Origin of the sequence: Microcoleus sp. S13C4, from assembly GCF_036700865.1 — a bacterium.
Classification (GTDB): domain Bacteria; phylum Cyanobacteriota; class Cyanobacteriia; order Cyanobacteriales; family Microcoleaceae; genus Microcoleus.
The window spans coordinates 1-26,909 of sequence record NZ_JAUBPS010000002.1 but is presented as its reverse complement, the minus strand read 5'-3'; the positions used below and the strand labels follow the sequence as shown (position 1 = coordinate 26,909).

The following is a 26,909-nucleotide window of genomic DNA, read 5'->3' as shown; positions in this document are numbered from 1 at the left end:
TCTAGTCATGAGTCTTCCACCGTTGCCTCTGCTTAGCAGAAAACAAGTTGGATTATGAACAGACTTTACTTTTCTTTACCGTATTGACGATTATAGAGGTAATTCTTTACAAGAGCAAGTTTTTCTTAAAAAACTTTTGGCTCTTGACTTTTGACTTGTGCGAAGTCCCCGAAGCCCTCGAAGTCGCCAAAGTCTTTGCCCTGCATTTGGGAACTTCTACTCTACAGGAGTCTCTGCGCTTTGCCTCAGAAGCCCGGTGGCTTGGTAGATATATCGGCCTCAACCTCTTATTTTTCTAAGAAACTGGGTTTCCGTGGGTAAGTCCTATATATATACTGAGGATAGAGCTCCAAACTTAGGTTTTTAAGACTATATGTTCAGCATTGACATCATTGTGAAAAATACGCCCGTCTCGCTGTCGGTGCAGCGGAAGTTGGAGGAGGACGCTGAGACTGTTTACCAGCAGGTACTGGCGGCGATTCGCAACTCCCAACCGCAAATCTTGGAACTCACTTGCGAGAAAAATCCTGAGAAAAAAGTGGCTGTACTCAGCAGCGAGATTTCTGGGGTGGTGGTTTCTCAGAAATCGGGGGCGTCATCTACTGGCAGATCTCCTGGCTTTGTCTCGATGACAGCAGAATGAGGGCTGGGGGTGTTGGTGCCGATATGAGCCAGTCAGCCGTTGCTGTGCGGGATTTGGGTTTTTGCTGGCCGTCGGGCGATCGAGTGTTGCAAGGTTGCTCTCTGGATGTACCGAAGGGCGAGTTTTGGATGCTTTTGGGCACTAACGGCAGCGGCAAGTCTACGCTGTTGAGGCTGATGGCTGGGCTGCTGCACCCCCAGTCGGGAGAAATTGACCTGAGTGGACGGGTGGGGTTTGTGTTTCAAAACCCCGATCACCAATTGGTTATGCCGACGGTGGGTGCGGATGTGGCTTTTGGTTTGGTGGAGGAAAAGCTTTCTAACCTTCAGGTGCGGGAGAGGGTGGCGGAGGCTTTGGAGGCTGTGAATTTGCTGGATTTGCAGCGGCGGCCGATTTATGCTTTGAGTGGGGGCCAGAAGCAGCGAATTGCTCTTGCTGGGGCGATCGCCCGTCACTGCGAAATTCTGCTGTTGGACGAACCGACGGCTTTGTTAGATCCTGATTCTCAGTTGGATTTGGTGGCGGCGGTGCAGCGGTTGGTGAAAAATCGCGGGATTACGGCTTTGTGGGTGACTCACCGTTTGGATGAGTTGAATTATTGTGATGGGGCTTTTTTGTTGGAAAAGGGCCAAGTTGTCGATCGGGGAGATCCGGCGCGTTTGAAGCAGCGGTTGATGCAAAGTCAAGATGTTTAGCTGTCAAGCAATTTGAGAATTAAGTCATTCTGCGATTGAAATCGCTTCTACAAAAACGAAGTCTGCCTCCGCAGACTAAGAGGATGGCTGCACGCCAAATCAATGTCGCAATCCTCGATCGCGCAACCAAGCATCTGCCCAAATTGTATCTGTTTCAGACAATGGCGGTATTGGCTCCCGGCAGTAATCTATTTCCATGTCGTAACCCGCAATATCGTATACTTGATTAAAAAGCATTTGCAAATCAACAATAGGTTCCGAGTCTTCGGGACGCAAAGGCACTGGGAAAACAGGAATTGAATTTTGAAGATTAAAAGCATACATATCGCCTGAAGGAAGGCGATTTCCCCTACAAACCAAAATCCGATATTGACTGTCAAGATTATTCCCAAACACTGGCATTGGTTCACCGTGTCGCAGCAAATCAATCTCAATCAAATGAGTGCGACTGCCCAGGATTTTTTCGCGTTTTTTCTCATACATTTGCCGACCTTTTCCTGGTCGTTTATTAGTAGGTGAAAGTATTTCTATCGTTGTGACTACTTCTTTGGTTTCCACTCCTCTTATCTCTAAATAACCTTCCTTGATAATTTCAGGCATAGGAAGTGTCACCGTCACCGGTTGTGCTGGAGGTGCCAAAAGAGCCACATTCGCTGCGGGGTTATTTGATGTTTGAGAACGCTGTATAGTCACATCGGGAATACCGACAAGCAATGAATTTTCGCCGCTGGTTTCATACATTCGCAACTCTACGGCAACTCGATATTTAGGACGCAGTTGGGGAGATAAAAATCTGGCAATTTCACTAATCAACCAGTGATGCAATTCAGGCCATAGGTTAGGATGTTCTAAATAGGGATCGACACCGGGAAAGGGAGATGGCATTGATTTGGCTCCTTGACTCAAGTCTATTTATAGTTTAGCAACATTTTTTTGGCGCAACTGGCTTTTTGGAATAGCTTTTAGGGCATAGCTTCGCTTGTGACTAATGAAGGCTGAAAGGTCAATCGAGCTTTTGCAATAATAGGTTCGATCGCACATATTGCACTTATTGCCATATTCCGTCGGGGGTTTAAACCGCTGCCGGAATATGGCAACAAATGCAAGATATCAGTTCGATCGCATTAACTTTCGATCGACAATTGCATCGGAATAGGAACGCTGTTTTCATCTAAGACAGACAGCGCATTTACGAAAACAATTGTATGCGGGACTGCCGGCATTAAGCGGCGCAGTGCATTTAGGTAAGATTCGGCATCGGGGCGGCGGGCGAAACGGGCGACTGTTAACCGCTGACAGTTGGGGAGGTGGCGAATTATGCACCAAGGTTGAAGTCGATCGCGATATGTCGATTGTTTTGGTATCATAGGAAAATCCTTCCCACTTTTGTCGGTGGTGAATGAAAGGCGATCGCTCTAGATTTCTCAGGTCCGAGGGCGATCGCTATTAATTGTATATTCATTAAATTACGAGTAGTCGTAATTGTCAAGGGCGGAATGGGACGAATTAGACTGCGAGTTCGAGAACTTGCTCAAGAGAAGGGTTGGACTCTTAGGGAAGTCTCCAACAGAACGGGTATTCCATACACTACGATCGCCACCTATGCCAGTTCTCCAGGTATGGCAACTGTTGACTACACGGCTTTGGACAAGATGGCTCGTGCGTTCGATATTGCGATCGAAGATTTAGTTGAGATTTTGGAACAGTAAAGAAAAAATAATGCTCGCGAACATTCAAAGAGAGTTGATTGTCTAAGGACATAACAATGTTGTGTTTCTAGTATTTTACTCAAAAAAACCAGGACACAACATTGTTGTGCCCCTACTGTATTGTCGGCAATTGAAAAATCGTATTTTACTCAAAAAAGCCAGGACACAACATTGTTGCGATTCCCTACCTCATCTCATATCCAAACAAATTCGGATCGACTTCACCCAAATTCAAATCGGCTAAACCATAATCAGCCCAACGCCTTTCTACCATCGCCGCAACATCAGGATCGGACTCCAAAACTTCCCCCCATTCGTGATCGGTTTCCGGCGGCATCTTCGTAGTAGCATCAATCCCCATCCTGCCTCCCAAACCAATCTTTTCACTGGCAAAATCTAACGTATCAAAAGGCGTATTCGGCAAAATAAATACATCCCGAACTGGATCGACTTTAGAACTAATTGCCCAAACTACTTGACGCGGGTCGCGAATGTTGATACTTTTATCGACAACAATCACAAACTTAGTGTAAGTAAACTGCGGTAATGCACTCCAAAATGCTAAAGCAGCCCGGCGCGCTTGACCGGGATATGCTTTATCAATCGAGATAATTGCCGCTTTATAACTCAGGGCTTCCATCGGTAAGAAGAAATCGACAATTTCCGATACTTGCTGCCGCAAAATAGGGGTATAAATACGGTTAAGCGCGATCGCCATCATTGCTTCTTCTTTCGGTGGCCGCCCGCTAAATGTCGTCAGATAAATCGGGTCTTTGCGGTGGGTCATGCAGTTGAATCGAACCAGCGGCGAATCTTCCACGCCGCCGTAATAACCCATGTGATCCCCGAAGGGCCCGTCGGGCAGAACTTCCCCCGGCGTAATCGTTCCTTCTAACACAATTTCCGAGTCCGCCGGTACTTCCAAATCTACGGTTTTGCACTTCGCCAATTGCACGCCGGAACCGCCGTAAAGTCCCGCAAATAACCATTCCGATAAATCTACAGGAATTGGCGTTGCTGCGGCGAGAATAATCAGCGGATCGACTCCAAGGGCGATCGCAACTTCCAACTTTTTACCAGCCTGCGCCGCTTTCCGCAAGTGTCGCGCCCCGCCCCGCACCGATAACCAGTGTACAGTCATCGTGTTTTTTGACTGCAACTGCAACCGATAAACCCCCACATTCGGCGTACCCGTTTCGCAATCTTTGGTAATTACCAAACCCAGGGTGATAATTTTGCCCGCATCTCCCGAATAAGGGCGAATCATCGGGATTTTGTTCAAATCCACCCCTTCTCCCTCAAATACCACTTGCTGACAAGCTGGGAAAAAGTCGCGGCCGGGTTTGGCTTTCACTACGTCAAACAGCACTTTGCCGAATTCTATCGCTTGGGAAATCTTTTTCGGCGGTTTTGGCTGTTGCAGCATTCCCAGTTTTTTGCCGAGCTCTTCTAGTTCGATCGGCTTTTCCATGTTCATCGCCCAGCAAACGCGCTCTTCCGTACCCAACAGGTTAATCGCGACGGGGAATTCGGCCCCTTTGACGTTTTCAAACAGCAGTCCCGGGCCGCCTTTTTGCAGCATTTGGTTGGAAATTTCGGCAATTTCGAGGTCGGAATCGACTAAGGCGCTAATCCGGCGCAGTTGTCCCCGTTCTTCGAGTAGTTTTAGGAATCCCCGCAAGTCTCTTGCCATTGTTGTTAAAGAAATGTTAAGTGCCCCTACTATTATGCGGCTATCGGGGGATGGAGTGCGGGGTGGGGGCGATCGGGCGATCGCTAAATAAATTTCTCTTGTTATCGTTACTCTATGATTTGGTATTTCTCTGATTCATCAAAAACTGACTTTAGCTAATTTTTATTTAAAATGCTCTTAACCAAAATTTAAACAAAGCTTATTCTATATACTCCCTTTCCTTGGGAATTTCAGTCTATCCTATGGAGGATATTTGCAAAGACGGGTATTAAGGAAGAGGAGGAATATGAATTTTTTCACGGGACGTTGGCGACGTAGTTTTATAGTGACACTAGCAGCAGCAGCATTTTCGCTGACTTTGATTAGTTCTGCTGTAGCTGCGGTAACACTAAATGGTTCGGGAGCAACTTTCCCTAAACCTCTTTACGATCGCTACTTCTCTCAGATGAGAAGTGCAAATCAAATTACTGTAAACTACGAAGGAACAGGCAGCGGTGCTGGCATCAAAGCATTAATTTCAGGCACTGTTGACTTCGCAGGCAGCGATGCGCTGATGACTTCTGCACAAATAGCTGAAGTAAAGCGCGGCGTCATGGCGGTTCCGACTGCTGGCGGCGCTGTTGCAGTTGTCTACAACTTGCCCGGAGTGACCAATCTGAGGCTAAATAACGATGCCATGAAAGGCATCTTTGAAGGCAAAATTACCCGCTGGAATGACGCTAAAATAGCCGGAATTTCTGGACAAGCTAAAAATTTGCCAAATACTCCAATTCGAGTAGCTGTGCGGGCAGAAAGCAGCGGTACTACCTTTATTTTTTCTAATCACTTGCAGGCGATCGGCAGCAGCATCAAAGCAGCCGCTCAGCCGAGTTGGCCCGGAAGCCCTGTCAGCGGTCAAGGAAACCCCGGCATCGCTGCTTTGGTAAAAAATACAGCGGGTGCGATCGGCTATGTTCAAGATACTTATGCTCGGCAAAACAATCTTCAAACAGCGTTTATTCAAAATAAAGCTGGTAGGTTTGTAGATCCTAGCTTGGCTGAAGCAGAGAAAGCTTTAGCAGGGGAAACATTCCCCGCAGACTTCCGCTTAGTAGAAGGAAATCCTAACGACGGTTATCCGATTGTTGGTTTGACTTGGCTGTTAATCTACAAAGAGTATCCTGCTGCAAAAGCAGATGCTATTAAAAAGATGGTTAATTGGGTGATGACTACAGGTCAAGGTCTCAACAAACAGTTAGAGTTTACTCAAATTCCTTCAGCTACAGCTCAAAAAGTGATTCAAACAGTTAATCAGAGTGTAGTTGCCAAAGGTTAATTAAGGCGATCGCAGGGAGTTAGGAGTTAAGAGTTAAATATATAGCCTATTCCAGGTTTATTAAGTGTAGGAAAAAAGGCTTTAGCCTTTTTTCCTACGGAGAGCTATCACTCTTGGTTGTACTTGATAAACGTGGAATCTGCTGTAGGACTCAAAACTCATAAATTATCAAGCTAATGTGCACTACATTTACTGATTTAAGGTGCAGCCCACCCTGCCAGCTAATTATAATTACTGGTTTCTCAAGCAAATATTTCGCTTTTTACGCAATAATTCCGTTATGACCAATCCTTCCAAAAAACGTAAAAAAGTGACTGGAAAATCGCCCGAAATAAACACAGCATTAGACTTGACAGATACTTCTGGTGAAGGTTTATGGATCGAGTCAGGATTTACACTGTTTGTATGGGCTTTTGCCTTCGCGACAGCGGGCACGCTGTTCTGGATAAGCGCGGTAATTTTTAAAGATGCTTGGCCAGCTATTAGCCAATTTGGACTCTCTTTCTTGTGGAATCCCAAGTGGGATATCGGCGAGTTGCAGTTTGGGGCTTTGCCGTTTATTTACGGTACTGTGATTAGTTCTGCGATCGCCGTAATCATCGCACTTCCTTTAGGGCTGTCAGTAGCTATAGTTACTAGCGAGAACTTCTTACCCGTTTGGGTGCGATCGCCCTTGGGATTCATGGTTGAATTAATCTCGGCTATTCCCAGCGTAATAGTTGGCCTTTGGGGAATCTTTGTTTTGATTCCCTTTTTGTTGCCATTGCAGCAGTCATTGTTTGATAATTTCAGTTGGTTTCCCTTGTTCAGCAGCGAACCTTTAGGCCCCGGAATGCTGCCCGCTGGAATACTTTTATCGATTATGATTCTGCCCACAGTAGCCGCCATCAGCCGCGATGTCTTGCTGTCAGTTCCAGTCGATTTGCGAAGTGCTTCGATGTCCCTCGGTGCCACCCGCTGGGAAACAATATTTAAGCTGTTATTACCAGCAGCTAGTTCAGGAATTATCGGCGCTACAATCTTGGCCTTGGGACGCGCTTTAGGCGAAACAATGGCCGTCACAATGGTGATTGGCAACTCGATTCAAATTAACAAATCTCTCCTAGCTCCCAGCTACTCAATTCCTGCTGTTTTGGCAAGTCAATTTCGGGAAGCTCTCGAACCGCTGCACATCGGCGCTTTGATGTATTTAGCCTTGATTCTATTTGTCATCACTCTGTTGGTGAATGCAGTGGCAGTATTGCTGGTTAAGCTAATGAGCGTTAAGGGATCTAAAAATTAACACGCTCGAAAGTAATTGGTAACAAGCTTTTTTATGTATTCTTTCCCACGCTCAGGACGGAGAAAGAGAAAAGTGTAACATCCTGAGAACAAGCTTGAGAAATCCGTCGAATCAATCTAAAGTCTAAAATCTAAAATCGCATGACTCAATCACAAAAATCAAACAGTATTCTGGATGCAGAAATTTACAAACCCCTGTCACTGAGCAGAAATTTGTTCAGTCGGGGAATGACACTTATTGCCTTCATTTTCACAGCTCTTGCCGTGCTACCTTTGTTCGCGATTTTATACAAAATCTTGGGGGAAGGACTTACACATTTGAGCTGGGAAGTGCTAGTATCTCTGCCTGCACCCGTCGGAGTTGAAGACCAGCCCAACGGCTTTGCCAATGCGATTATCGGCACTGCTTTAATGGTGGGAATTGCGACATTAATCAGCGTGCCTATCGGTGTAATGACGGGAATATTTTTGTCTGAGTTTGGTAGAGAAAACAAAGCGATTGCTAATAGTATTCGCTTTATTACGGTTATTCTCAGCAGTGTTCCGTCGATCGTAGTTGGCGTCTTTTCCTACGCCCTAATTGTCGTTACCACCAAAGCATTTTCATCCTTAGCGGGCGGTTTTGCCCTCGGCATCATCATGCTTCCTGTGGTTGCTCTGACAACAGAACAAGCATTAAAATTAGTGCCTACTTCTTACCGTCTCGCTTCGGCTGGTTTGGGAGGCGGACGCTTTCAAACTATTTTTCGGATTATTATTCCCTCAGCACTTCCAACTATTACCACAGGTATTTTACTCGCTGCTTCCCGGGCAGCCGGCGAAACCGCCCCGCTGATTGTAACTGCCTTGTCGAGTCAATTTTGGCCTCCTCTAGTTGATAAACTAGGGGAGATAATGCAGTCCCCGATAGGTGCAGAAACTATCTCAAGACTAAAAGAAATTCCCGAAACACTGCTGACTCCGACTCCTTCTATGTCGGTATTAATATATAGCTACGCTAGCTCTCCTTACAAGGAGCAGAACGAATTGGCGTGGACTGCTGCCTGTGTCCTTTTGGGCATGGTTTTAATTGCTAGCGTCGCATCCCGTACAGTAACTCGGAAACGCTTGCAAAACCGATAATTCAATAAAAAAAGTGCATCTCTCAGTCCAATATTAACAATATAACGAGGCAAATAATGAAACCTAAAGCTAACTTGAAATCCGAAGACTCTACACATCAATTCCTAGACGAGCCTACGCCGGAAATTGACCCCAATGCCATGCCAGCACTGCGGGTTCAGGACTTAAGTTTTTATTACGGAACTCACAAAGTATTAGAAAATTTATCGATGAATATCCCTCACCCGCAAGTTACGGCTATTATTGGCCCTTCAGGTTGCGGCAAATCCACTTTTCTCAAAGCTCTCAACCGGATTGGTGAATTGGAGGGAAAGGTTCAAATTAAAGGAAGAGTAGAGTTTTTTGGACAAGATATTTACAGCCCGAAAGTAAACATTAATAGTTTGCGTCGCCAAATCGGGATGGTGTTTCAAAGACCCAATCCTTTTCCGCTGAGCATCTACGATAATATTGCTTACGGGGTGAGAATTTTTGGTCGCAAAAGCAAAGCAGAATTAGATGAAATTGTGGAATCTGCACTCAAAAGTGCGGCGCTTTGGGATGAGGTGAAAGACGATTTGAATAAATCTGCTCAGGGGATTTCGGGGGGACAGCAGCAGCGACTTTGTATTGCTCGCGCTTTGGCGGTGAAGCCAAAAATTTTGTTAATGGATGAACCTTGTTCTGCTCTAGATCCGATTTCAACGATGAAGATTGAGGAGTTATTTCAGACTCTGCGGCAGCAGTTAACGATTGTGATTGTGACGCACAATATGCAGCAGGCAGCTCGTGTTTCTGATTACACGGCATTTTTTAATACTGATGAAAGTCGCATCGGCCGCCTGGTGGAATTTGGGCCGACAAGTAAGATTTTTACTTCGGCGGGCAATTCGAGTACGAGAGATTACATTCAAGGGCGTTTCGGTTAATACTTACATCTTGAGCCTCTTTCAGAACAGGCAAGATGTTTGTTCCACAACAGACAAATATTTTTGTGAAGCAGGCATCTTGCCTGCTATAGTTATGTCTTCAGAATAGGCAAGATGCCTGTTCCACAACAGATCAACATTTTTGTGAAGCTGGCCTTTTGCCTGCTATATTTATGTCTTCACCACTTCTGAAGCGAGAGTTAGGTGTTTTCGGCGCAACTCTCATGGGCCTGGGATCAATCCTCGGTACCGGAGTATTTGTGAGTATCGGCATTGCTGCGGAAGTTGCTGGGCCGGGGGTGATTTTGGCTGTCGGTATTGCGGCTTTAGTGGCTGTTTGCAATGGCCTTAGCAGCGCTCAATTAGCGGCAAATCATCCTGTTAGCGGGGGTACTTATGAATATGGCTACAAATATCTCAATCCTTGGCTGGGTTTCACTGCCGGCTGGATGTTTCTGTTGGCGAAAACGGCTTCTGCGGCTACTGCTGCTTTAGGTTTTGCGGGGTATTTTTTAAATGCAGTTGGTGTAGCCGATCGCACTTACGTAATCCTAACAGCTTTAGTCGCCCTCGCCACCCTCACTTTAATTGTATTGACGGGAATTAGGCGATCGAATATTGCCAATACTGCCATAGTCTCAGTTACACTTCTATCCTTAGCGGTGTTTGTTGCTGTCGGTTTGCCACAGGTAAGGTGGGAAATGCCTGCCCTACAGAATGATAGCTCGATCGGCTCCATCTTCCAGGCCACCGCCCTGATGTTTGTCGCTTATAGCGGTTACGCCCGCATCACCACAATGAGCGAGGAAGTGCGGGAACCGAGGGAAACCATTCCCAAAGCCATAATTTTCACTTTGGTGCTGACAATGCTGCTTTACGTGGGGGTAGCAGTAGTTGTCGCCGGCGCGGGGGGAGCCGATAAATTGTCTTTACAACCAGGCGGCACGGCTGCACCTTTAGAAGTCATCGCCCGCAGTTTCCCAATTCCAGGAGTTTCTCAACTGCTAGCCGCCGGCGCAATTACTGCCATGTTGGGAGTCTTGCTGAACTTAATTTTAGGGCTCTCGCGCATCTGGCTGGCGATGGGGCGGCGTTTGGATATGCCGAGAGTCTTGGCGCGGCTGAATCCAGAGGGGACAAATCCCTACGTCGCTGTGGTGGTTGTCGAAGTTACGATCGCACTTTTAATCCTCGTCGGCGATGTCAAAACCACTTGGTCATTTAGCGCTTTTAGCGTTTTGATTTACTACGCTATCACCAACCTCGCCGCGCTGCAACTTTCCCCCGCCGAAAGGCTTTATCCACAGTGGTTGGCTTGGGTGGGTTTGGGGAATTGTCTGTTTCTGGCTTTCTGGGTGGAGAGGCATATTTGGCTGACAGGATTGGCCTTAATTGTCGCCGGTTTAATTTGGCGGGCGATCGTCCGACTCCCGGCGAGAAACTAGAAGTGTGATAAATTGAAACAGCATCCCGCATTGTAGAGGGTCATGCCCGATCGAACTCCCTTGCTGGCGACTCAAGAATCTCTCGCACTCAGCGTCATCAGTCGCTATATAGCTCAAACCCTAATTACCATTCAGGAAAAGCATCCCGAATGGATAACTGAAAAATACAGGAAAACCCCCTGGGCCAAACCTGATTTTCAGTCAGTTTTGATTGGAAAATTGACAAAAAGTTTCACAGTAGCCAGCGATACAGATTCCCTGCTGCTGACTGCGAAAAAATACCTACAAATTCTGCTGGTTCCAGAATTCGTTAATTCACCTCAATTCAGCAAATTATGTGCCAAAATTCAGCAGCTAGCCCAGTCTCAAACAGCACCACCTAAATCACAAAACTCAGTTGCGTCAGAACCTCCAACTCCAACAGCCAATCAACCAGCCCCGCTTCCTCTCGGCATTGCTATCTTGCTGCTAGATGTCGAAAACTTGCAACTCACCATCGAAACCGAAAAATTCCTAGAGGGAATTTGCCACTATCCCATCCAAATCAAAGTTGCCTTTGCCAATTGGCGCAGCATGGGCAAGAAAGATGCCGAATTTCACCAGCGCGGCTATCAACTAATTCACGTCCCCCCCGGCAAAGACAGCGCCGACTTAAAAATGGCTACAGTGGGCGCATCGATTTTCGTACATTATCCCACAGCCAAAGAGATTTTTGTCTGTTCGTCCGATCGCGCCCTCACTCACCTCAGCAACACACTGCAAGCCCACGGATTAACCGTATTTCAAGTCCGCAAACAAATAGATAAAATCATAGTTTTAAACAGCAAAACCGGACAAATTGAAACCCATTCCCTCGTAACTCTACCGGAAATTACACCCCTAGAACAATTAGTTATTCAGCTAAAAGAATTAATCAAAAAAGAGCAACAACGTACCTCAACTCAGTGGATCAAACTTTCTACGATTTCAGCTTTATTTAGGGAAAATTACGGTTTAGTCCTCAATCAACTGGTTGCAACTCATTTGCTAGGCACTAAAACCAGGGATATATTTCTCAAATATCCGACCGATTTTGTACTCCACAAACCCTCCGAGACTTCTCAAACTTATGTCACTCTTTTTGAAGTAAGATTATCCCCCCCGCCCCCAATACTTAGCAAAGAAAATCTGAATAATTCCCAGGCAGCACCTGGCAAATTGACCGATATTAATTCTCTGGAAGACTTGGAAAGAGCTCTTGTCAAAATCGTTGGCGACTTAACCGGCAACTCTCCGGAAAATTCTGTATTTCTCTCCAATGTAGGCAGCGAATTTCACCGACAATACGGTAAACAAATTACCCAAATAATTAAGGATTTTAATCTCGGTAGAAAGTTTCCTAAATTTTTGCAATCCTGCACTTCTCTCCAGCTAAAAAAAGCTGAAAAAGGCTGGCAAGTTTCCCTCAATTAATAAAAATTTCAAATATATAAACGTCCCATTACAAGCAACTTGAGTTATCATACAATCTGGACGTAAAGAAATGTAAAGGGATATGCAGGACAAAGTTGTGGTTGTGGTGGGTGCGACTGGCGGCATCGGTTCAGCAGTGGCCCGCAAACTCGCTGATGCGGGTGCGAGGCTAGTGCTCGCCGCCAGAGACAGCAGCAAGTTAGACGCTTTAGCTGGCGAACTTTCAGCAACAGAGGTACTGTGCGTGCCCACAGATATAACCGATTTGCCGCAAGTCGAAACGCTGATGCACAAAGCTGTGGAACATTTCGGACAAATTGATGCCCTCATAAACGCCGCCGGTGCCGGAATTCTCAAGCAGTGGAACAAGTTAGAGCCCGCTGATTTAGATGCAATGCTTGACTTGAACTTAAAAGGCAGTTTTTACACGTCTCAAGCAGCGGCGAATTTGATGAAAGAGCGCAAATCCGGCCACATTTGCAATGTCATCGGGATTTTGGGCAAGCATTCGATGGCGATGGGAACTGCTTATTGCGCTTCAAAGTTTGGGGTAGTTGGTTTCAGCAAGTGCATGGCAGATGAACTGCGACGCTACGGCATTAAGTTTACGCTATTCTATTTTGGCGGGGTGGATTCTCCGTTTTGGGATAATGTGAGTTTGAAGGTAGACAGGTCAAAAATGCTGAGTACCGAAACTGCCGCCAATGCGATTATGTTTGCTCTTTCGGCTGACCCGCAAGCTGTGCCGATGGAGATTAATATTCAGCCGGAAAGTCATTTGTTCTTTTAGCGATTGAAGGGTGATTTGAATGCAGAAGGCAGCGGAAGCTGAAGCCCAAAAAAATTATGATATTTTTAGGTTTGAGAACTTATACAGCACTTAATTATTTAGGTGCACGAGCTGGCGCACCTTACCCCTACAAGTAGCACGTCAAACCATTTTTTCGCCTTAGTCCTATTGGCGAAGGCCTAGCGGTGAAATCTAAGTTATCGCAGAGACCGGGTTTCTTTTAAGTGCCAACTTATTTCTGCCTTCAGAGGGATCTAGGATATTCAATCTTTAGGTTATTATTAAGTCAAAGCACAATAAAAAACATGAAAAATATCCATTACTCAATCCCTCCCTTGCTGTTTCGCAGTGAAAATAAGACTATCTTCCATTTTTTAGTTTCCATTTTCAATTATTGATTATGGAGTTCGATCGCATCCAATTTTACGTTGAAAACGCTAAAGTATCCCGCGACTGGTTTGTCAGCCACTTAGGCTTTCAATCAATAGCAGGTTATGCCAACAGCCACACTCACATTGAAGTGGTCAGCAGTGGCAATGTATGTTTTGTTTTATCTTCGCCCCTGACACCCGCTAGTCCGGTTGCTAGTTGGTTGAAGTTTCATCCTCCAGGGATTGCCGATGTGGGTTTTCGGATAAAAAATATTGAATTAGCGGTAGCTAGAGCGGCTGCTGAAGGCGCTAAAATCCTGGAACCGATTCAAGAAGACCTAAACGCAGGAGGCTATTTTAAGCGGGCAAAAATCGCGGGCTGGGGAGATTTAAGCCATACTCTCGTGGAGCGAATTGGCAGCCATTCACTGCTATCGGCTTCGGATAAGCTGCCGTTGTTTACCCGGATTGACCACGTAGTGTTAAATGTTGAATCTGGGGACTTGTCGAGTGCTGTTAGTTGGTATCAAAAAATATTAGGTTTTCAACCGCAGCAAAATTTTGACATTCAGACTCAGAAATCGGCTTTGCGGAGTCAAGTTATGGTGCACGCTGAAGGTGGGGTGCAATTCCCGATTAATGAACCGGCATCAGCTAATTCTCAAATTCAAGAGTTTTTGAGTGCCAATCGAGGGCCGGGAATTCAGCACATGGCTTTGCAAACTAATAATATCGTGGGGGTTGTTGCCGATTTGCGATCGTGCGGTTTGCCTTTTCTACCGGTTCCTTCAACATACTACTCCGAATTGCAGGAACGGCAAAACTATTTGCCCGCAGATTGGCAAGCAATTGCAGCTTGTCAAGTTTTGGCAGATTGGCAAGAAGATACTCCCGCAGCGATGCTGCTACAAATCTTTACCCAGCCAATTTTTGCAGAACCGACTTTCTTTTTCGAGATTATTGAGCGCCGAGTTAGTTTAGTTAACGGCAAACAGGTGCAAGCTGGAGGTTTTGGGGCGGGGAATTTTCGAGCTTTGTTTGAGGCGATAGAACGGGAACAAATGAAGAGGGGAAGTTTGATCGATGATTGACAAAACTTCCAGTTTTTAAGTCATACAGCCGTGTTAATCAGCACTGCGATATCTTTCCACCCGTAGGCAATTTCTTTGAGTGCAACTCCGGCTCTACTTGTTTGCTGTTCGTCTACTTTTTCACCTCCTAATAATTCATAAAATTTATAGGCTGAATTGTCTCCTAGTACCCAAACCAGCATCGAGTTCAAACTTAATTCTGCCAATTTTGTGGCAACTGTTCTCACGAGTTGCCGTCCGGTTCCTTGACGCTGATATTCCTCCAAAATATAGATGGCAAATAATTCTCCTTGATAAACATATTTGCCGGTGCGCTCGCAACCAGCCGCAGCAAAACCCACAAGTTCACCCGAGTCATTCTCAGCAACGCACACAAAATTTTTACTTTTTTCTGCGTTTACGAGGATTTCTTGCCAATTGCTTTCTCGCTTTTCATAGGACAGTTGCGCGAGGTAATCTGTCGGTACAATGTTTCGGTAAGCTGTCCGCCAAGTATCTACATTAACCCGTGCGATTGCAGGTGCGTCAGCGATTTTAGCTTCTCTCACAATCATCAGAAAATACTCCTTTCCCGTCCTGAAATTCTATTTTCAAGTCTAGGCCAACTATACGATCGCGCCCTTCTAGTTTAGCTCGGTACAGCGCTCGATCAGCCTGTCCAATTAACTCCTCAATCGATAAACCAGCAGCAGGTACCGTAGTAGCGATACCCATACTAAGAGTTATAAACTTACTTACCTTGGAAGCAGCATGAAAAATTGCCGCTGTCTTCAAATCCCTGCGAATTGCTTCAGCTATCTGCTTTGCTCCTTGTACATCAGTTCGCGACAAAATTACCGCAAATTCTTCGCCACCGTAGCGTGCGGCTAAATCTCCTGCCCGCTGAGCGTTGCTAGCTAAAATTTCGGCTACTTGTTTTAAACATTCGTCGCCTCCTTGATGCCCGTAATGATCGTTGTAAAGTTTGAAAAAATCGATATCGCACAAAATTAAAGACAGCGACTCTTTTTCTCGCTCCATCAACTGCCATTCTAACTCCAATTTTTTGTCAAAACAGCGGCGGTTGGGAATTTGAGTCAATCCATCCACCGAAGCGAGGCGCTGCAATTCCATGTTAGCTGCTTGTAATTCTAATTTGGCTTGTTCTAAAGCTAAATTTTGCCGAGCTAATTCTTCACTTTGGCGTTTTTCTTGTTCGTACAAAAATCGGATTGAAGCTTCAGCTTCTTGCAGTTCTTTCTCTGCATATTTGCGCTTAACAAATTCCCCTAATTGAGAACTTACCACAGCTATGATCTGAAGTAAATCTTGATCCGGTGGCAGTTCTTCCCGGCAAAAAAAAGTCATTACTCCTACAACTTGGTTCCTAGCGTGAATGGGGAAACCGAATCCCGATCGCAGTCCCGCTTCCTCGGCCAAGCGCGATCGCACGAAATTGCGATCGCCCACAAGATCAGTAATCCACTGCGTAGAACCGCTTCTGGAAACCGCTCCCGGCAAACCCTCACCCGCAGCCAAAATAATCTGCTGATCGTTTTCGGCAAACTCCCTAACTTCATCCGCTGCCTGCCAAACTGCCACCCGCCGCCAACAAGGATTTTCCTCGATCGGACAGCAAAGCGGCAGGCACCAAAGCGGATCTTTTTCAGATTTTATTTCCTCACCCAATCGAGTTTCTTTCTCCCCCTCTGCAGGCGTCCAAAGCTCGCCAAAATCCCACCCAAAACTTTGGCAAATAGCTTGCAAAATTTTCGGAGTTGCGCTATCTAGAGAAGTTGATTCTGACAGGATATGAGTCACAGCATACTGTGCTTCTTGACACTTTTTTATGCGTTGTTGCTTGGTAATGTCTTTGCCGATATAAACAAAATCTTGTATAACTTCCCTATCTGCATCCTTGCTTCCTGTGCTTGTCTCAAAATTAGAGCATGAAAACGCAACAATCACCTTTAAACCTATTTTCGTTTGGCAAGCTACTTTTACTTGAGGCCAATATTCGCTTTTAAGTGCAGGAGGTAGCTGGCTGACTTTGCGTAACAATTCCTCCTCAGCCGTAATCATTGATATGGATTGGCCGATTAATTCCGATTCGGTATATCCAAATAATTGCTGTGCAGCTTGATTCACTTTTTTGATTTGGCCCGATGTTCCTGTTACGAACAAAACATCCCCTAGGGAATTAATAATTTTGTCAATATAATCGCCAGCCGCAGCTAAGTTATCGCCTTTAATACTTGTTTTCTTGGCAGTCAGAACGATGGTTGGCTGAGAGCCAATGCTATCTGTCACATCTTCGCATAAAATAATCAATCTGTCAGCATTGGCTTGCCCCTTATAACCAAAAATGTACAAGTTTAGATACAAATAAGATCCGTCTTTGAGAACTCGGCTAATTGATTTTAACTGACAATCTTGCTGTCGTTCTTCAATAATATCTTCAAGGAGTCCTTCAATCCCAATCAGTTCGGGAAAACTATCGCGCACGTCTTTTCCTGCGCCTACTTCCTCATGAAAGGCAAAATCTTGCACTTTCAAAGATATTTCTTTAATCTTAAGTTCGCGATCGACTGTGAGGTATTCAATCCTGCGTAAGGATAACAGCTTATAAAGAAGAATATTAATACTTCTTGGGCTGCTCTCTACAGTTAATGTGGGAAGCATCTCGTTATTGTAGAGCATCTCTCTCAAAGGTTAGCCGGTAAAGTTAGTTGTTGTTTGGCTGCGATTTATCATGGGAATTTTTATACTGGCATATGTCTTCACCTGGTACCGCTGGCTAATTTATGCAAACAGTACACTTTGGATTCTCCAAGCAGTTTTTTGCTTATTTTAAAAATGGGACCAAATATTAATAGGATCAACTTTTTTGGAGAAAGCGCAGTCAAAATCAGCCTCGATTGAGGTTGAGATTTATGAAGAATATGTAGCGGTTTACACTATTTGTGCGACACATTTTAATTTTAAATTCCCCGATATGGGTTACAACCGCTAAAGTTAAGGAACAGCACAGTTTAATTCAAAAGTTTCCTTTAATTAGCACCATTCCTATAGACCTTACCTCCCCTAGGTATTTGTGTCAATTTTTGTAAAGAAAGTGTTACCTTTAAATGATATAGTATCGAAGAATTTGTATAAAAACTTAAAAACACTCTGCTAAATGCTGAGACTTATTACCGACTTTGACGGCCCGATCATGGACGTGTCCGATCGCTACTACCGAGTTTACCAGGAGTGTCTCGCCGAGACTAAGCGTTCGGGCCAACCAGTGCGCGAACTCCCGAAAGCCGAGTTTTGGGACCTGAAGCGTGCGCGGGTTCCCGAAACCGAAATCGCCATCCTCTCAGGATTAGACGCTGCCCAAGCCCGCGATTTTGCCCAGAAACGCCGTCAAACCGTCCACACCCTACCCTACATGATTTACGATCAACCAGTTCCCACCGCTGTGGAAACTCTCGAAAAGGTGCAGCGCGCTGGAGTAGACTTAGCGGTGATGACCATGCGTCGCGTTAGGGAACTAGATGAAGCCTTCAACCGCTGTAATTTAGGGCAATTTTTCCCAGAAAACCGCCGCTATTGCCTCCCCAACGATTACGTTAAAACCGGGGATGTCAAAGATAAGCCGCTGCTGATGGCGAGAGCTCTCGCCGAACTGCCGCCGGCTTCTGACCTTTGGATGGTTGGGGATACGGAGGCGGACATTGTTGCCGCAAAAACCCACGGTGTCAAGGTAATTGGTGTGTTGTGCGGAATTCGCGATCGCACCCAACTAGAAATGCAGCAACCGGATTTAATTGCCAACAATTTGAGCGAAGCAGTTGAGATTATTTTAGATAGTCAGTTGTCAGTTGACTGTTGACAGTTGACAGTTGGCAGTGGTTAATTATTGTTATTGGTTGGTTCGTAAGTTTTAGGTGTTAGTAGTTAGTTGATTGTTACCAATTACCAATTACTAATTACCATTTAACAATTACCAATAACTAATGACTGTTGATGGTTGACTAATGATTGATGACTGTTGACAACTGACAACAGTCAACTGTCAACAGTCAACTGACTATCGCAGAAAACCGCTTACCAGCCAGAGAATTAAAAACGTAAACAAAGCGATAAATTTCTCTGTTGTTATAAATGCCGGACTGACCAAAGAACCCAAAAAGCCTCCCAGCAACAAGCCTATAACCAAGCCAGCCACAGTAAGCAGCACAGCCCGACCAAATTTTTGTTCCTTGCGATTAACAAAATAAAGACAAGACCCGACCCCAAGAGCCAGAGTCAACTGTAGTAAACCATCATTAGCCGCCGGATAAATACTCAGTCCACCTAACCCCACATACACCCCAGCCGGCCACAAAATGTCCGATCGAGTAGGAGTATCGATTAGCCGCTGCAACCAAGCTGGGCTGCCACTAGGAGGAGACGGAGTAAAGCTTGGGGGTGCGGGAGTCAGCCGTTCGGGAAAGCGGATGCGTTCTGGTACTTTTATTTTGCCTTCCTGTCGCTGCCGCAGGCGATCCATAAGGATCGCGTCGTAAGCTGCTTCGATCAATTCCAAACGTTTCTTGTCACCGCTGTACTGCTCACCTAGGCGCGTGCGGGCCTCTTGCACTTCATCAAAGGAAGCATCTTCATCGACTTCAAGCAGTTGATAGGGAGTTGGCTCACTCATTGTAATAACCCGCTGAAGACTCTCGTTATAGAGTAATCTTAACAAGAGAGGAAAGCGGGGCGGGGGCGATCGCCGCTTTCCCAAAAGTTTTGCTGCTAGTTTTTGGTGCTTTAAAACAGGAACCAGCAAACCTTACGAAAATAGAAACTAGAAGGCATTTGGCATTCGTAAATAAAAAATAATGAATCCAAAGATTTTTATTTTTACCTTTGCCGTCTAAAATTTTACCTTCTGCCAAATGCCCTCAGAAGGAACTTGTCCCGCAGGCACTCACAATTCCCGACCACTGGACTTTTTTAAGTCGATCGCGGCGGTACGAAAAAAAGCGAGCCGAGTCAGAATAAGTACAGAAAGGAGCGATCGCCACTTGAGAAAAATCTATTCCCAACTGCTGCAATTGCAGAGCATTGCAGAGGCGAACATCCAAGCGTACTTTTCCCGGTTCTGGATCGGCCAAGACAGGCGTTTCCGGCAGTTGGTGCAAAAACTCGCAGATGCCGTCGGCTGTCGCACTAACGGCACTCTTAGGAGCTATAGTGGCTCCCAGTTGCGCTGCTACTTCCACAGATACCTGGTAAACCTTTCCAGCGATCGCCGGCCCCATAGCAATCTTCAGATTTTCTAGTTGACTGCCTTGTGCCACAAGTTGAGCGATCGCCTCTGGTAATATCTTAGCAGCAGTCCCGCGCCAACCCGCGTGAACTGCGGCAACCAGTCCCGTGCGATCGTCAGCAATCAGCACCGGCACACAGTCAGCCGAGCAAACCCACAGCGCCTCCAATTCTCGCTCGGCAACCAAGCCATCAGCCTCAGCATAGCTTGGGGCAGCAGTTTCCGGGCCCAGAGCCACAACCGGGGACAACTCACTCGTTTTGAGTACCCCATTGCCGTGTACCTGTTGGAGTCGGTAAACCTTAGCTCCAGGTTCGAGAACTGCCGTCAGATCGATCGGCCCCTGGGGCGAGAAATCGCGAGTAAAAAAGCCGTGAGACCATCGAGAAAGCAAGCTACAAGTCAGATAAGGCAAGCCTTGCCAGCTCTGCCAGTCCCAACTGATACCGTCAGGTTGTCCGGCGCATTCAGAGTCAGGAAAATTTGTCAAGCGATCGCCAGCTACAGTCATGAAACCTATCCTTACCCAAGCGAATCATTTAGCTTGTATTCTAAACAATCAAAAATTTTGTCCGCGAAGTTTAAAGACAGGGCCAGGTTGCAGGAAAAAATCGCGATGAGTTGGCGGTTTTAGAACAACTCACATCTTGCACCATTCTCGCTTAACAGGCCCGACGACCTGTTCCACAAAGAGTAGATTTTCTTGTGGGGAGTAGGGGTTGGGCAGGATAGCCCGCCCTGAAAAGATTATTGAGAATGGTGCAATATTTCAGGACGACCGACTGCGCCGAAATATTGCAGAATTTGAGAAATATAGGCAACTAATTAACATAGAGGAACGCCAAAGCGCTATCATCAGTGTGGCCGTCACAGACTTCTAGGCAACTGCCATCGGGATCAAAAAAACCGGATATCGATCGCGACTGCATGTGTAAGGCCTTCGAGCTTGTTCTATGTGCAAAAAAAATTGCCTCAAGCCCGGTAAAATCAGTTAGGCCTGTATATAAAGACAAGGATTGCCATACATTCGATCCTGACTTCGAGATCCTTGTGCCCCCTGTTGAGTTGGGAAAAAAAATCGTGAAACCAGTTCCAGACAAGCAAATAACAGCCCATTTGAACACCAAACAGCAAAAAAAGAACCCTACAGGCGCCCGGACTCGATCGCGCCTTTTGTCCGATCGCTCACTGCTGGTGGGACTGGGTTGCCTTGCCAGTCTGGGACTGCTCAGCAAAGGCGTAGTTTGGGCTCAAGCCGAAACTCCGCCAGCAGAACAAGCCGTCCCCGGCGCAGCAGACCTCCAGCCCTTATTTGAAGCTCCTCTCCCGCCCCCGGAACCCTCATACAGCCAAGGGTCGCCACAAACAGACCCTGCACCGCAGGCAGAAGTGCCGCCGCCCGAGCCTGCCTATGCCGCACCGGCCAGGGAGCCGGAGTACGCCACCGAACAACCTCCCACCCAATATTATCTGCCGGAACCCGCGCTGATTCCCCTGCCCGAAGCGACGGCCCAGGAGCCGCCTTTTGAAGCGCCAGTTAACCCAGCCCACGCTGAAATCGACAAAACAGACTACAGTGTTGGCGCTACCAGCGACTACGAAGCGCCAACCAGAATAGAGTTTGCAGAAAGATCGACCGGCTGCCAAGGAGAAGGCGGTGTGTGCGCGCCTCCTCGTGTTTCCGAGCCAGTGACGGCAGATGCCGGAGAACCAAACTACAGACAGGAAACTCCGAGGGCAGACGACGGCTATATTGCAGCCCCTCCTCGTCGAAATCTGCCAGAAAGCATTCCAGACAATGTTCGGGAAACTGTAGCCGGAAATAGTAGCGGGAATCCTGTCAGTAAAATCGGTCAAGCCGTTCAACAAATAGGCAGCAAGGTTTGGGGGGGTTCAAACCCACCGGAATCTGGTTACGTACCCCCGCGCTACTCGGCAGACAGTGGATACTCGGCTAACGTCGGCTACTCCGCAGACGCTGGGTATTATGCCGGATCTGCATCTTACGGTGGCGGCCCTCCAGCGCCCAGTATGGGACTCGGGCCGGTTCAAGTCGGTGCGGTTAGTGTCAGCAGTGACAGCAATACCGGTTTTGCTTACTACAATCTCACGCCGCGTCCCGCAGGCCTGCCCGGAAATGGCAACACCAGCTTGCTGTTTCCGCTATCTATTGCTTCGGCAATTACTTCGCCGTTTGGGTGGCGAACTCATCCGGTTATGGGCTACGGCAGGTTTCACACCGGAACGGACTTAGGGGCCCCGATGGGAACGCCCGTACTAGCAGCCTATGCGGGTCAAGTGGCGATCGCCGATTGGTTGGGCGGCTACGGTTTGACTGTGGTTCTCGACCACAACAAAAAGTCTCAAGAAACTCTCTACGGCCACCTTTCGGAACTGTTTGTGAAACCGGGAGAGTGGGTCAAACAGGGAGAGACGATCGGCCGCGTCGGTAGTACAGGAATGTCTACAGGGCCTCACCTCCACTTCGAGATCCGGCAAATGACTGACCAGGGTTGGGTGGCGATCGACCCGGGCTCTCAGCTAGAATTCGCTCTGGCAAAAATGATCGGCACTTTGGAAACCGCCAAAGTACCGCAAATGCCAAAAATGGTCGAAATACAAACCGCTAGCGGACTCAAGGATTTGGAAAACGATCTGCCTCAGCTTCCACCTCTGCCGCTGGGAATGGACATCGAAGTTCACAACCTCCAGCCGCCATTCCCGGAACTGTTAAAAGCTGATACTTCTAAGCCCAAAGATGCCGAAGCCGTCAAACCAAAAATTCAGAAGCAAGCTAACAGGTAAAAGTTGGGGATTGCCTAGATGAATTTTCTTGTGGAACGCTCGAAAAGCGCACCCCACAAGAAAATTAATGTTTTGTACAACCAGCACGCGAACTCGTTGCTTTTCCTCGTTACCAGGCTGTTTCGGGTAACGAGGAAAAACTTATAAAAAAGGGTAACTTGCAGCTTATGCTAATAGCGCAGCATTTGTGGGAATTAATTTTATTTCTGATTATTGTAGTCGGCCCGGTTCCCCTAAGCTTGTCTCTTGCCTTCGAGAATCAGAACGAAAACAAGAACTATTCATTTCCCCATTTTCTCCTCGTACTCCTGACGGGATGGAGCATTGCACAAGTTTGTATCGGCTTGATTTTAGGAAGCGCCGATCGCCTAAATATTGCTGCGGTGATTATAGCAGAAATGCTGATTTGTGCGATCGGCGTAATCCTGATTTATACCAAAAACCACAGAAATTTTACCTTTTCGCAGTGGCAGATTCCCCAACTCAAGCAACCTCTGAGCAAATCAGAATATCTAATTATTGTTGCCACCGCTGTTGCAGGATTTGTGCTGTTGGAAACTCTCGCAACCAAACCCACAACCAATTATGATTCATTGTGGTTTCACCTACCTGCGATCGCCCGATGGTATCAAACCCATTCATTTACATTATTAGATGCTGCGGGAAATTGGATTTTTGAACAAGAACAAGCCAAAGTCTATCCCTACAATTGGCACGTTTTATCTGCTTTGTGTGTGCTTCCCTTTGGAGAAGATTTTCTAGCAGCTTTCCCCCTGCTAATTGCGTGGGTACTTGAGGGAATTGCAGTCTATCTATTAAGCGTAAAATTCGGAGCAACCCGAATTCACGGTATGGCAGCAGCATCTTTAGTATTGACAGTACCGATGGTGCTCAACCAAGTTAACACCATTCACCCCGACTTACCGCTAGCTGCAATATTTACAGTCGGTTTGTATGTAGGTTTATCATATCATAGCAGCCGATCGCAATCGGAACTCTCCCTATTTTTGGCAGCCACAGGAATGCTAGCCGGAATAAAAATTACGGGAATAGTCTATGCTGCCTCACTTTTAGGAGGATTAGCAATATTAGAACTTAAAAGATTCGCGGTTAATAAAAAATCTACACCCGCTAAATTTAGAATTCGCCACTTTATCAAACCAGTGTTACTGTGCGGCATAGCTTGTTGCTTGCTTTTAGGAGGTTTTTGGTATGCGAGAAACTTGCTGCAAATCAATTATCCTGTCGGCGAAGTCGGCGATATTAAAATTCCCTTAGAGCCTGTTCCCTTACCGTCTCCCATACCTGGGCAAACACCTCCGGTACAGCAGCCACCCGCTTCGCCACTTTTAAAAATTTGGCAAAGCACTTTAGCAGCTCAATTTAATCCCAGCAATATTTCCCACTGGCAAACTGTCGGCTTACAAATTATCATTAGATTGCAACTGCCATTTCTGGCGATCGCACTTCAGGTATTGGCAGCACCTATGGCTTTTATCAGAGGAAAAACCCGAATAATCGATCAAAATAATATCATTTTAATTGTAGTTCTCGCCAGCACCGGAATTTTGTATTTAATTACACCTTACACGTCGGGTACTGCGGGAGAGTCGATCGGTCAACTCAGCCCTATACTCGGTTTTAACCTCAGATACGGATTTCCCTTTTTAAGCGTACTCGCCATCGCAGCAGCAGCTACAGCAAGTCTCTTGAAAACTCAAAATCAAGTTGTTCTGGCCGTGGTTTTGGTTAGTGGTTTTTTCGGAATTATTAGCAACACAATTTTTGATTATATTAAAAATGCTTCTTTCACGGGAGATAGTATTGTTTGGGGGAGTTTGTTGATAGACAATTTTAAGTCTAATCCAGTAGAAGCTATTAAGAGTATTGGAAAAATATTAGCTCCGAGTTGGCAATATATATTACCCTATCCGATATTTTATCTTTTGTCACTGACGCTGGCTTCGATACTGTTGAAAATCAATCCGGGATTAGGAGAGATCAATCACCTATTTGCCACCCGAAAAAAATCGATTTACATACTTATAGTTGGTGTCTGTATAGGATTGATATTAATTGGTCATTGGAGGGAAAAGCGAGATGTTGCACGTACAGAACTATATAGCGGTATTTACGAATATATTGACAAAAATACAGTACCAGATGAAAGAATAGGCTTCTTTTTGAGTTCCCGCAGCTACCTGTTTTACGGGAGAAATTTGGACAGACAAGTTTTATACGTGCCTTTTAGAGCCGATCGACTTTCGGCATGGATTGACAACCTGCGACAAAATAAAATTAGGACTGTGGGATTCGGGCCCCTGACTGCGACAGACGCAGCTACTAGGAAAGCTCTATCTTGGCTGACAAGTACCGAGGGCCCGCTGCAACCAGTTTTCGGAAAAAATATTAATACTGAGTCGGTGTTGTATCGCTTGAAAAATTGGTAACTACTCACAGCAGCGCAGTGGCGGTGAGTAGTTACGTTTTAATAGCCTTAATTTCTTTTTTCATTAAGACAACTCTGCCTTTGTCGGTGGCGTGGCGCTAATGTTCACTTGAGGAAGCGTGTCAATATTTGTTTGATTTCGCTTGACAAGGAGGGAAATTGAGCGGTGAAAAATGTTCCCTATCGTTACCATTAATTCGATCTTTTTACGCCGGATCTCTACCAACACCTCCCGGCTGATCAGTTGGTTATCAGAGGATGGCGTATTTTCTCCTCTCACAGGTGCATCTAGAGCATCCTGATGTTTCCAAAACTGCTGGGATAACAGGTTGAAAATGCTCCTTCCCAATAGTGTGTAAAAGCCAGAACGGAATAAGGGTGAGATGCACTCAGTTTTTAAAGCTTGGAATAACCAAAATAGTGCAGTGCGATCGCGGCCGTTGCGGCTGCTTTGGTGCGCTAAGTACAGCAAAAAATTACTGGTAGATAATCGGTGCAGGAAATCGGGAATTTCGGGATGCCGTTGCTTGGCAGCTTGCAGCATCAAAGATTGAGAATTCGCCATTGCCGTATAGTTGGTAGACATAGTGTTATACATCCTGCGATAGGCAATTGAAAATTCCGGCACCGCTCGAAATTGATAAATCTCTGCTATCCGCAGGTACAAGTCCCAGTCTTCACAGCCTTGAGCATTCCTTTCCTTCAATGTCTTGTCATAAACCCCCACATTTTCCAAACAACTGCGACGGATCAGAGAAGCACTCGCGTTTCCTATAAAGTTGTGACAGATGAGGGTCGCGTACACGTCACCTTCAATTCTATAAGACCGGAATCCTCCTGTTAGCAATCCTTTTTCATCCAAGTCCACTGTCCACGAATAGACGACCCCTACTTCTTCCCCTCCCTCCAACATACATTTAACTTGTTTTTCTATGTTTTCAGGATACCAAATATCATCGGCATCAATGGGGGCAATATATTCTCCTCTCGACTTCTGAATTCCGAAGTTTCGAGCAGCAGCGACTCCAGCATTTTGCTGTTTCACAAGCAGGACGCGAGAATCCTTTTGGCTGATTTTTTCGACAATTTCAGGGGTTCGATCCTGGGAACCGTCATCGACTACTAAAACTTCAATTGCGGAATAAGTTTGAGCGAGAACAGATTTCAGAGTTTCTTCAATAAAGGGCTCAGCGTTATATGCAGGGATAATGACTGAGACGAGAGGCAAAGAGAGGGATTTTTGAGAATCAGGCTGCATTGGCTTTTAAGAAGGTTTTTCAAAATTTTTGTTGCTTTCTCGATTGGCGGCTCTACCTTACCCTCCTCGCAGTCAGGACTTACACAGTTGGTGAAAGAGACAGCCAAGAGCTGCTAATAATAAATAATTCTACCGCATTATTAGTTAAACGTCAATGGGAGATAGCACGTTTAAATGAGTTGTGCAAATCAAGATAATGATGATTTACTCAAACAAAAAGTCATATTCGTAGAAATAAAAAAATGTCAATTTGTAAAATTCCTGAGAACACAGAAAAGCTTCCGAAGTTACAACAATTTGTTCTTAACCATAATTGTTTAATAGTACACAAATTTACTTACCTGTAAACTAAGCTTATAAACCTGTTAAATGTTTAAATTTTTTAAAAGTTTAATTTTATATAATTTTATTTCGTCTCATTTCTCTAGTTTTACTAATTGTCAATAATTTAAATTATCGAGTCTAAAAATTAGAAGCGTACAAAATATTTTTATTGTCAATACCTCGAAAAGATGTGAGTACAATACCTGACGGGGTGACAACAGAGTCAAAATCCTGATAAAATCAAGGACATAGCTCTCAAACCACTCTGAAAAAATGGCAG

General features: G+C 45.8%; 23 protein-coding genes. 15 read left to right on the top strand and 8 right to left on the bottom strand.

Annotated elements, in window-relative coordinates:
• Window positions 1-47: 47 nt before the first annotated feature.
• The 3 genes from QT996_RS01490 to QT996_RS01480 all read left to right on the top strand — a co-directional run bounded on the left by QT996_RS01490 (window position 48) and on the right by QT996_RS01480 (window position 1,338).
• On the top strand, window positions 48-299 hold the full coding sequence (locus QT996_RS01490; RefSeq protein ID WP_333044123.1) for a hypothetical protein: 252 nt from the start codon (window positions 48-50) through the stop codon (window positions 297-299).
• A gap of 74 nt (window positions 300-373) precedes the next feature.
• Window positions 374-643: a hypothetical protein gene (locus QT996_RS01485; RefSeq protein WP_190663726.1), complete on the top strand. Its 270-nt coding sequence runs from the start codon at window positions 374-376 to the stop codon at window positions 641-643.
• Window positions 640-1,338, top strand: coding sequence for an energy-coupling factor ABC transporter ATP-binding protein (locus QT996_RS01480; protein WP_445304534.1), 699 nt, complete (start codon window positions 640-642; stop codon window positions 1,336-1,338). Before QT996_RS01485 ends, QT996_RS01480 begins: the two co-directional genes overlap by 4 nt.
• A gap of 99 nt (window positions 1,339-1,437) precedes the next feature.
• Here the strand turns inward: QT996_RS01480 and QT996_RS01475 are convergent, their stop codons facing one another.
• Both QT996_RS01475 and QT996_RS01470 read right to left on the bottom strand, forming a co-directional pair.
• Window positions 1,438-2,223 carry a DUF4058 family protein gene (locus QT996_RS01475; protein WP_333044121.1) on the bottom strand — a complete coding sequence of 262 codons (786 nt, stop codon included), beginning with the start codon at window positions 2,221-2,223 and terminating at the stop codon, window positions 1,438-1,440.
• Between the two features lie 239 nt (window positions 2,224-2,462).
• The gene (locus QT996_RS01470; RefSeq protein WP_333044120.1) at window positions 2,463-2,705 is read right to left on the bottom strand and encodes a hypothetical protein; all 243 of its coding nucleotides are present in this window, start codon (window positions 2,703-2,705) and stop codon (window positions 2,463-2,465) included.
• Between the two features lie 129 nt (window positions 2,706-2,834).
• Between QT996_RS01470 and QT996_RS01465 the strand changes: the two genes are divergently transcribed.
• Window positions 2,835-3,047 carry a helix-turn-helix domain-containing protein gene (locus tag QT996_RS01465; protein WP_172192515.1) on the top strand — a complete coding sequence of 71 codons (213 nt, stop codon included), beginning with the start codon at window positions 2,835-2,837 and terminating at the stop codon, window positions 3,045-3,047.
• Between the two features lie 184 nt (window positions 3,048-3,231).
• Here the strand turns inward: QT996_RS01465 and QT996_RS01460 are convergent, their stop codons facing one another.
• On the bottom strand, window positions 3,232-4,740 hold the full coding sequence (locus tag QT996_RS01460) for a UbiD family decarboxylase (protein WP_333044119.1): 1,509 nt from the start codon (window positions 4,738-4,740) through the stop codon (window positions 3,232-3,234).
• 286 nt (window positions 4,741-5,026) lie between these two features.
• Here QT996_RS01460 and pstS point away from each other — a divergent pair, with 286 nt between their 5' ends.
• The 8 genes from pstS (at window position 5,027) to hppD (ending at window position 14,515) form a co-directional block, all read left to right on the top strand.
• Window positions 5,027-6,055 (top strand): phosphate ABC transporter substrate-binding protein PstS, encoded by a 1,029-nt coding sequence (gene pstS / locus QT996_RS01455; RefSeq protein WP_333044118.1) that lies wholly within the window; start codon window positions 5,027-5,029, stop codon window positions 6,053-6,055.
• A 280-nt stretch (window positions 6,056-6,335) separates the two neighbouring features.
• Window positions 6,336-7,337 (top strand): phosphate ABC transporter permease subunit PstC, encoded by a 1,002-nt coding sequence (gene pstC, locus QT996_RS01450; RefSeq protein WP_333044117.1) that lies wholly within the window; start codon window positions 6,336-6,338, stop codon window positions 7,335-7,337.
• A 140-nt stretch (window positions 7,338-7,477) separates the two neighbouring features.
• Entirely contained in the window at window positions 7,478-8,458 is a 981-nt protein-coding gene (gene pstA, locus QT996_RS01445; RefSeq protein ID WP_333044116.1) for a phosphate ABC transporter permease PstA, read from the top strand.
• Window positions 8,459-8,514: 56 nt separating this feature from the next.
• On the top strand, window positions 8,515-9,366 hold the full coding sequence (gene pstB / locus QT996_RS01440; RefSeq protein ID WP_333044115.1) for a phosphate ABC transporter ATP-binding protein PstB: 852 nt from the start codon (window positions 8,515-8,517) through the stop codon (window positions 9,364-9,366).
• 173 nt (window positions 9,367-9,539) lie between these two features.
• The gene (locus QT996_RS01435) at window positions 9,540-10,811 is read left to right on the top strand and encodes an APC family permease (RefSeq protein WP_333044114.1); all 1,272 of its coding nucleotides are present in this window, start codon (window positions 9,540-9,542) and stop codon (window positions 10,809-10,811) included.
• Between the two features lie 42 nt (window positions 10,812-10,853).
• On the top strand, window positions 10,854-12,263 hold the full coding sequence (locus tag QT996_RS01430) for an NYN domain-containing protein (RefSeq protein ID WP_333044113.1): 1,410 nt from the start codon (window positions 10,854-10,856) through the stop codon (window positions 12,261-12,263).
• An 82-nt stretch (window positions 12,264-12,345) separates the two neighbouring features.
• Complete coding sequence (locus QT996_RS01425; RefSeq protein ID WP_333044112.1) at window positions 12,346-13,053, top strand: SDR family oxidoreductase; 708 nt, start codon at window positions 12,346-12,348, stop codon at window positions 13,051-13,053.
• Window positions 13,054-13,453: 400 nt separating this feature from the next.
• Complete coding sequence (hppD, locus tag QT996_RS01420) at window positions 13,454-14,515, top strand: 4-hydroxyphenylpyruvate dioxygenase (protein WP_333044111.1); 1,062 nt, start codon at window positions 13,454-13,456, stop codon at window positions 14,513-14,515.
• A gap of 20 nt (window positions 14,516-14,535) precedes the next feature.
• On the opposite strand, the gene QT996_RS01415 is transcribed toward hppD, so the two are convergent.
• Window positions 14,536-15,069 (bottom strand): GNAT family N-acetyltransferase, encoded by a 534-nt coding sequence (locus tag QT996_RS01415; RefSeq protein WP_333044110.1) that lies wholly within the window; start codon window positions 15,067-15,069, stop codon window positions 14,536-14,538.
• On the bottom strand, window positions 15,050-17,176 hold the full coding sequence (locus tag QT996_RS01410) for a diguanylate cyclase domain-containing protein (RefSeq protein WP_333044109.1): 2,127 nt from the start codon (window positions 17,174-17,176) through the stop codon (window positions 15,050-15,052). Before QT996_RS01410 ends, QT996_RS01415 begins: the two co-directional genes overlap by 20 nt.
• A 496-nt stretch (window positions 17,177-17,672) precedes the next feature.
• Between QT996_RS01410 and QT996_RS01405 the strand changes: the two genes are divergently transcribed.
• On the top strand, window positions 17,673-18,371 hold the full coding sequence (locus tag QT996_RS01405) for an HAD family hydrolase (protein ID WP_333044108.1): 699 nt from the start codon (window positions 17,673-17,675) through the stop codon (window positions 18,369-18,371).
• Window positions 18,372-18,569: 198 nt separating this feature from the next.
• Here the strand turns inward: QT996_RS01405 and QT996_RS01400 are convergent, their stop codons facing one another.
• Window positions 18,570-19,181, bottom strand: a complete 612-nt coding sequence (locus tag QT996_RS01400; protein WP_333044107.1) for a CPP1-like family protein — start codon at window positions 19,179-19,181, stop codon at window positions 18,570-18,572.
• A gap of 244 nt (window positions 19,182-19,425) precedes the next feature.
• Window positions 19,426-20,304, bottom strand: a complete 879-nt coding sequence (gene pgeF / locus QT996_RS01395) for a peptidoglycan editing factor PgeF (RefSeq protein WP_333044106.1) — start codon at window positions 20,302-20,304, stop codon at window positions 19,426-19,428.
• Window positions 20,305-20,873: 569 nt separating this feature from the next.
• On the opposite strand from pgeF, the gene QT996_RS01390 reads away from it, so the two are divergent.
• On the top strand, window positions 20,874-22,598 hold the full coding sequence (locus QT996_RS01390; protein WP_333044105.1) for a peptidoglycan DD-metalloendopeptidase family protein: 1,725 nt from the start codon (window positions 20,874-20,876) through the stop codon (window positions 22,596-22,598).
• A gap of 167 nt (window positions 22,599-22,765) precedes the next feature.
• Window positions 22,766-25,048 (top strand): hypothetical protein, encoded by a 2,283-nt coding sequence (locus QT996_RS01385; protein WP_333044104.1) that lies wholly within the window; start codon window positions 22,766-22,768, stop codon window positions 25,046-25,048.
• A 63-nt stretch (window positions 25,049-25,111) separates the two neighbouring features.
• On the opposite strand, the gene QT996_RS01380 is transcribed toward QT996_RS01385, so the two are convergent.
• Complete coding sequence (locus tag QT996_RS01380; RefSeq protein ID WP_333044103.1) at window positions 25,112-26,305, bottom strand: glycosyltransferase family 2 protein; 1,194 nt, start codon at window positions 26,303-26,305, stop codon at window positions 25,112-25,114.
• Window positions 26,306-26,909: the final 604 nt, after the last annotated feature.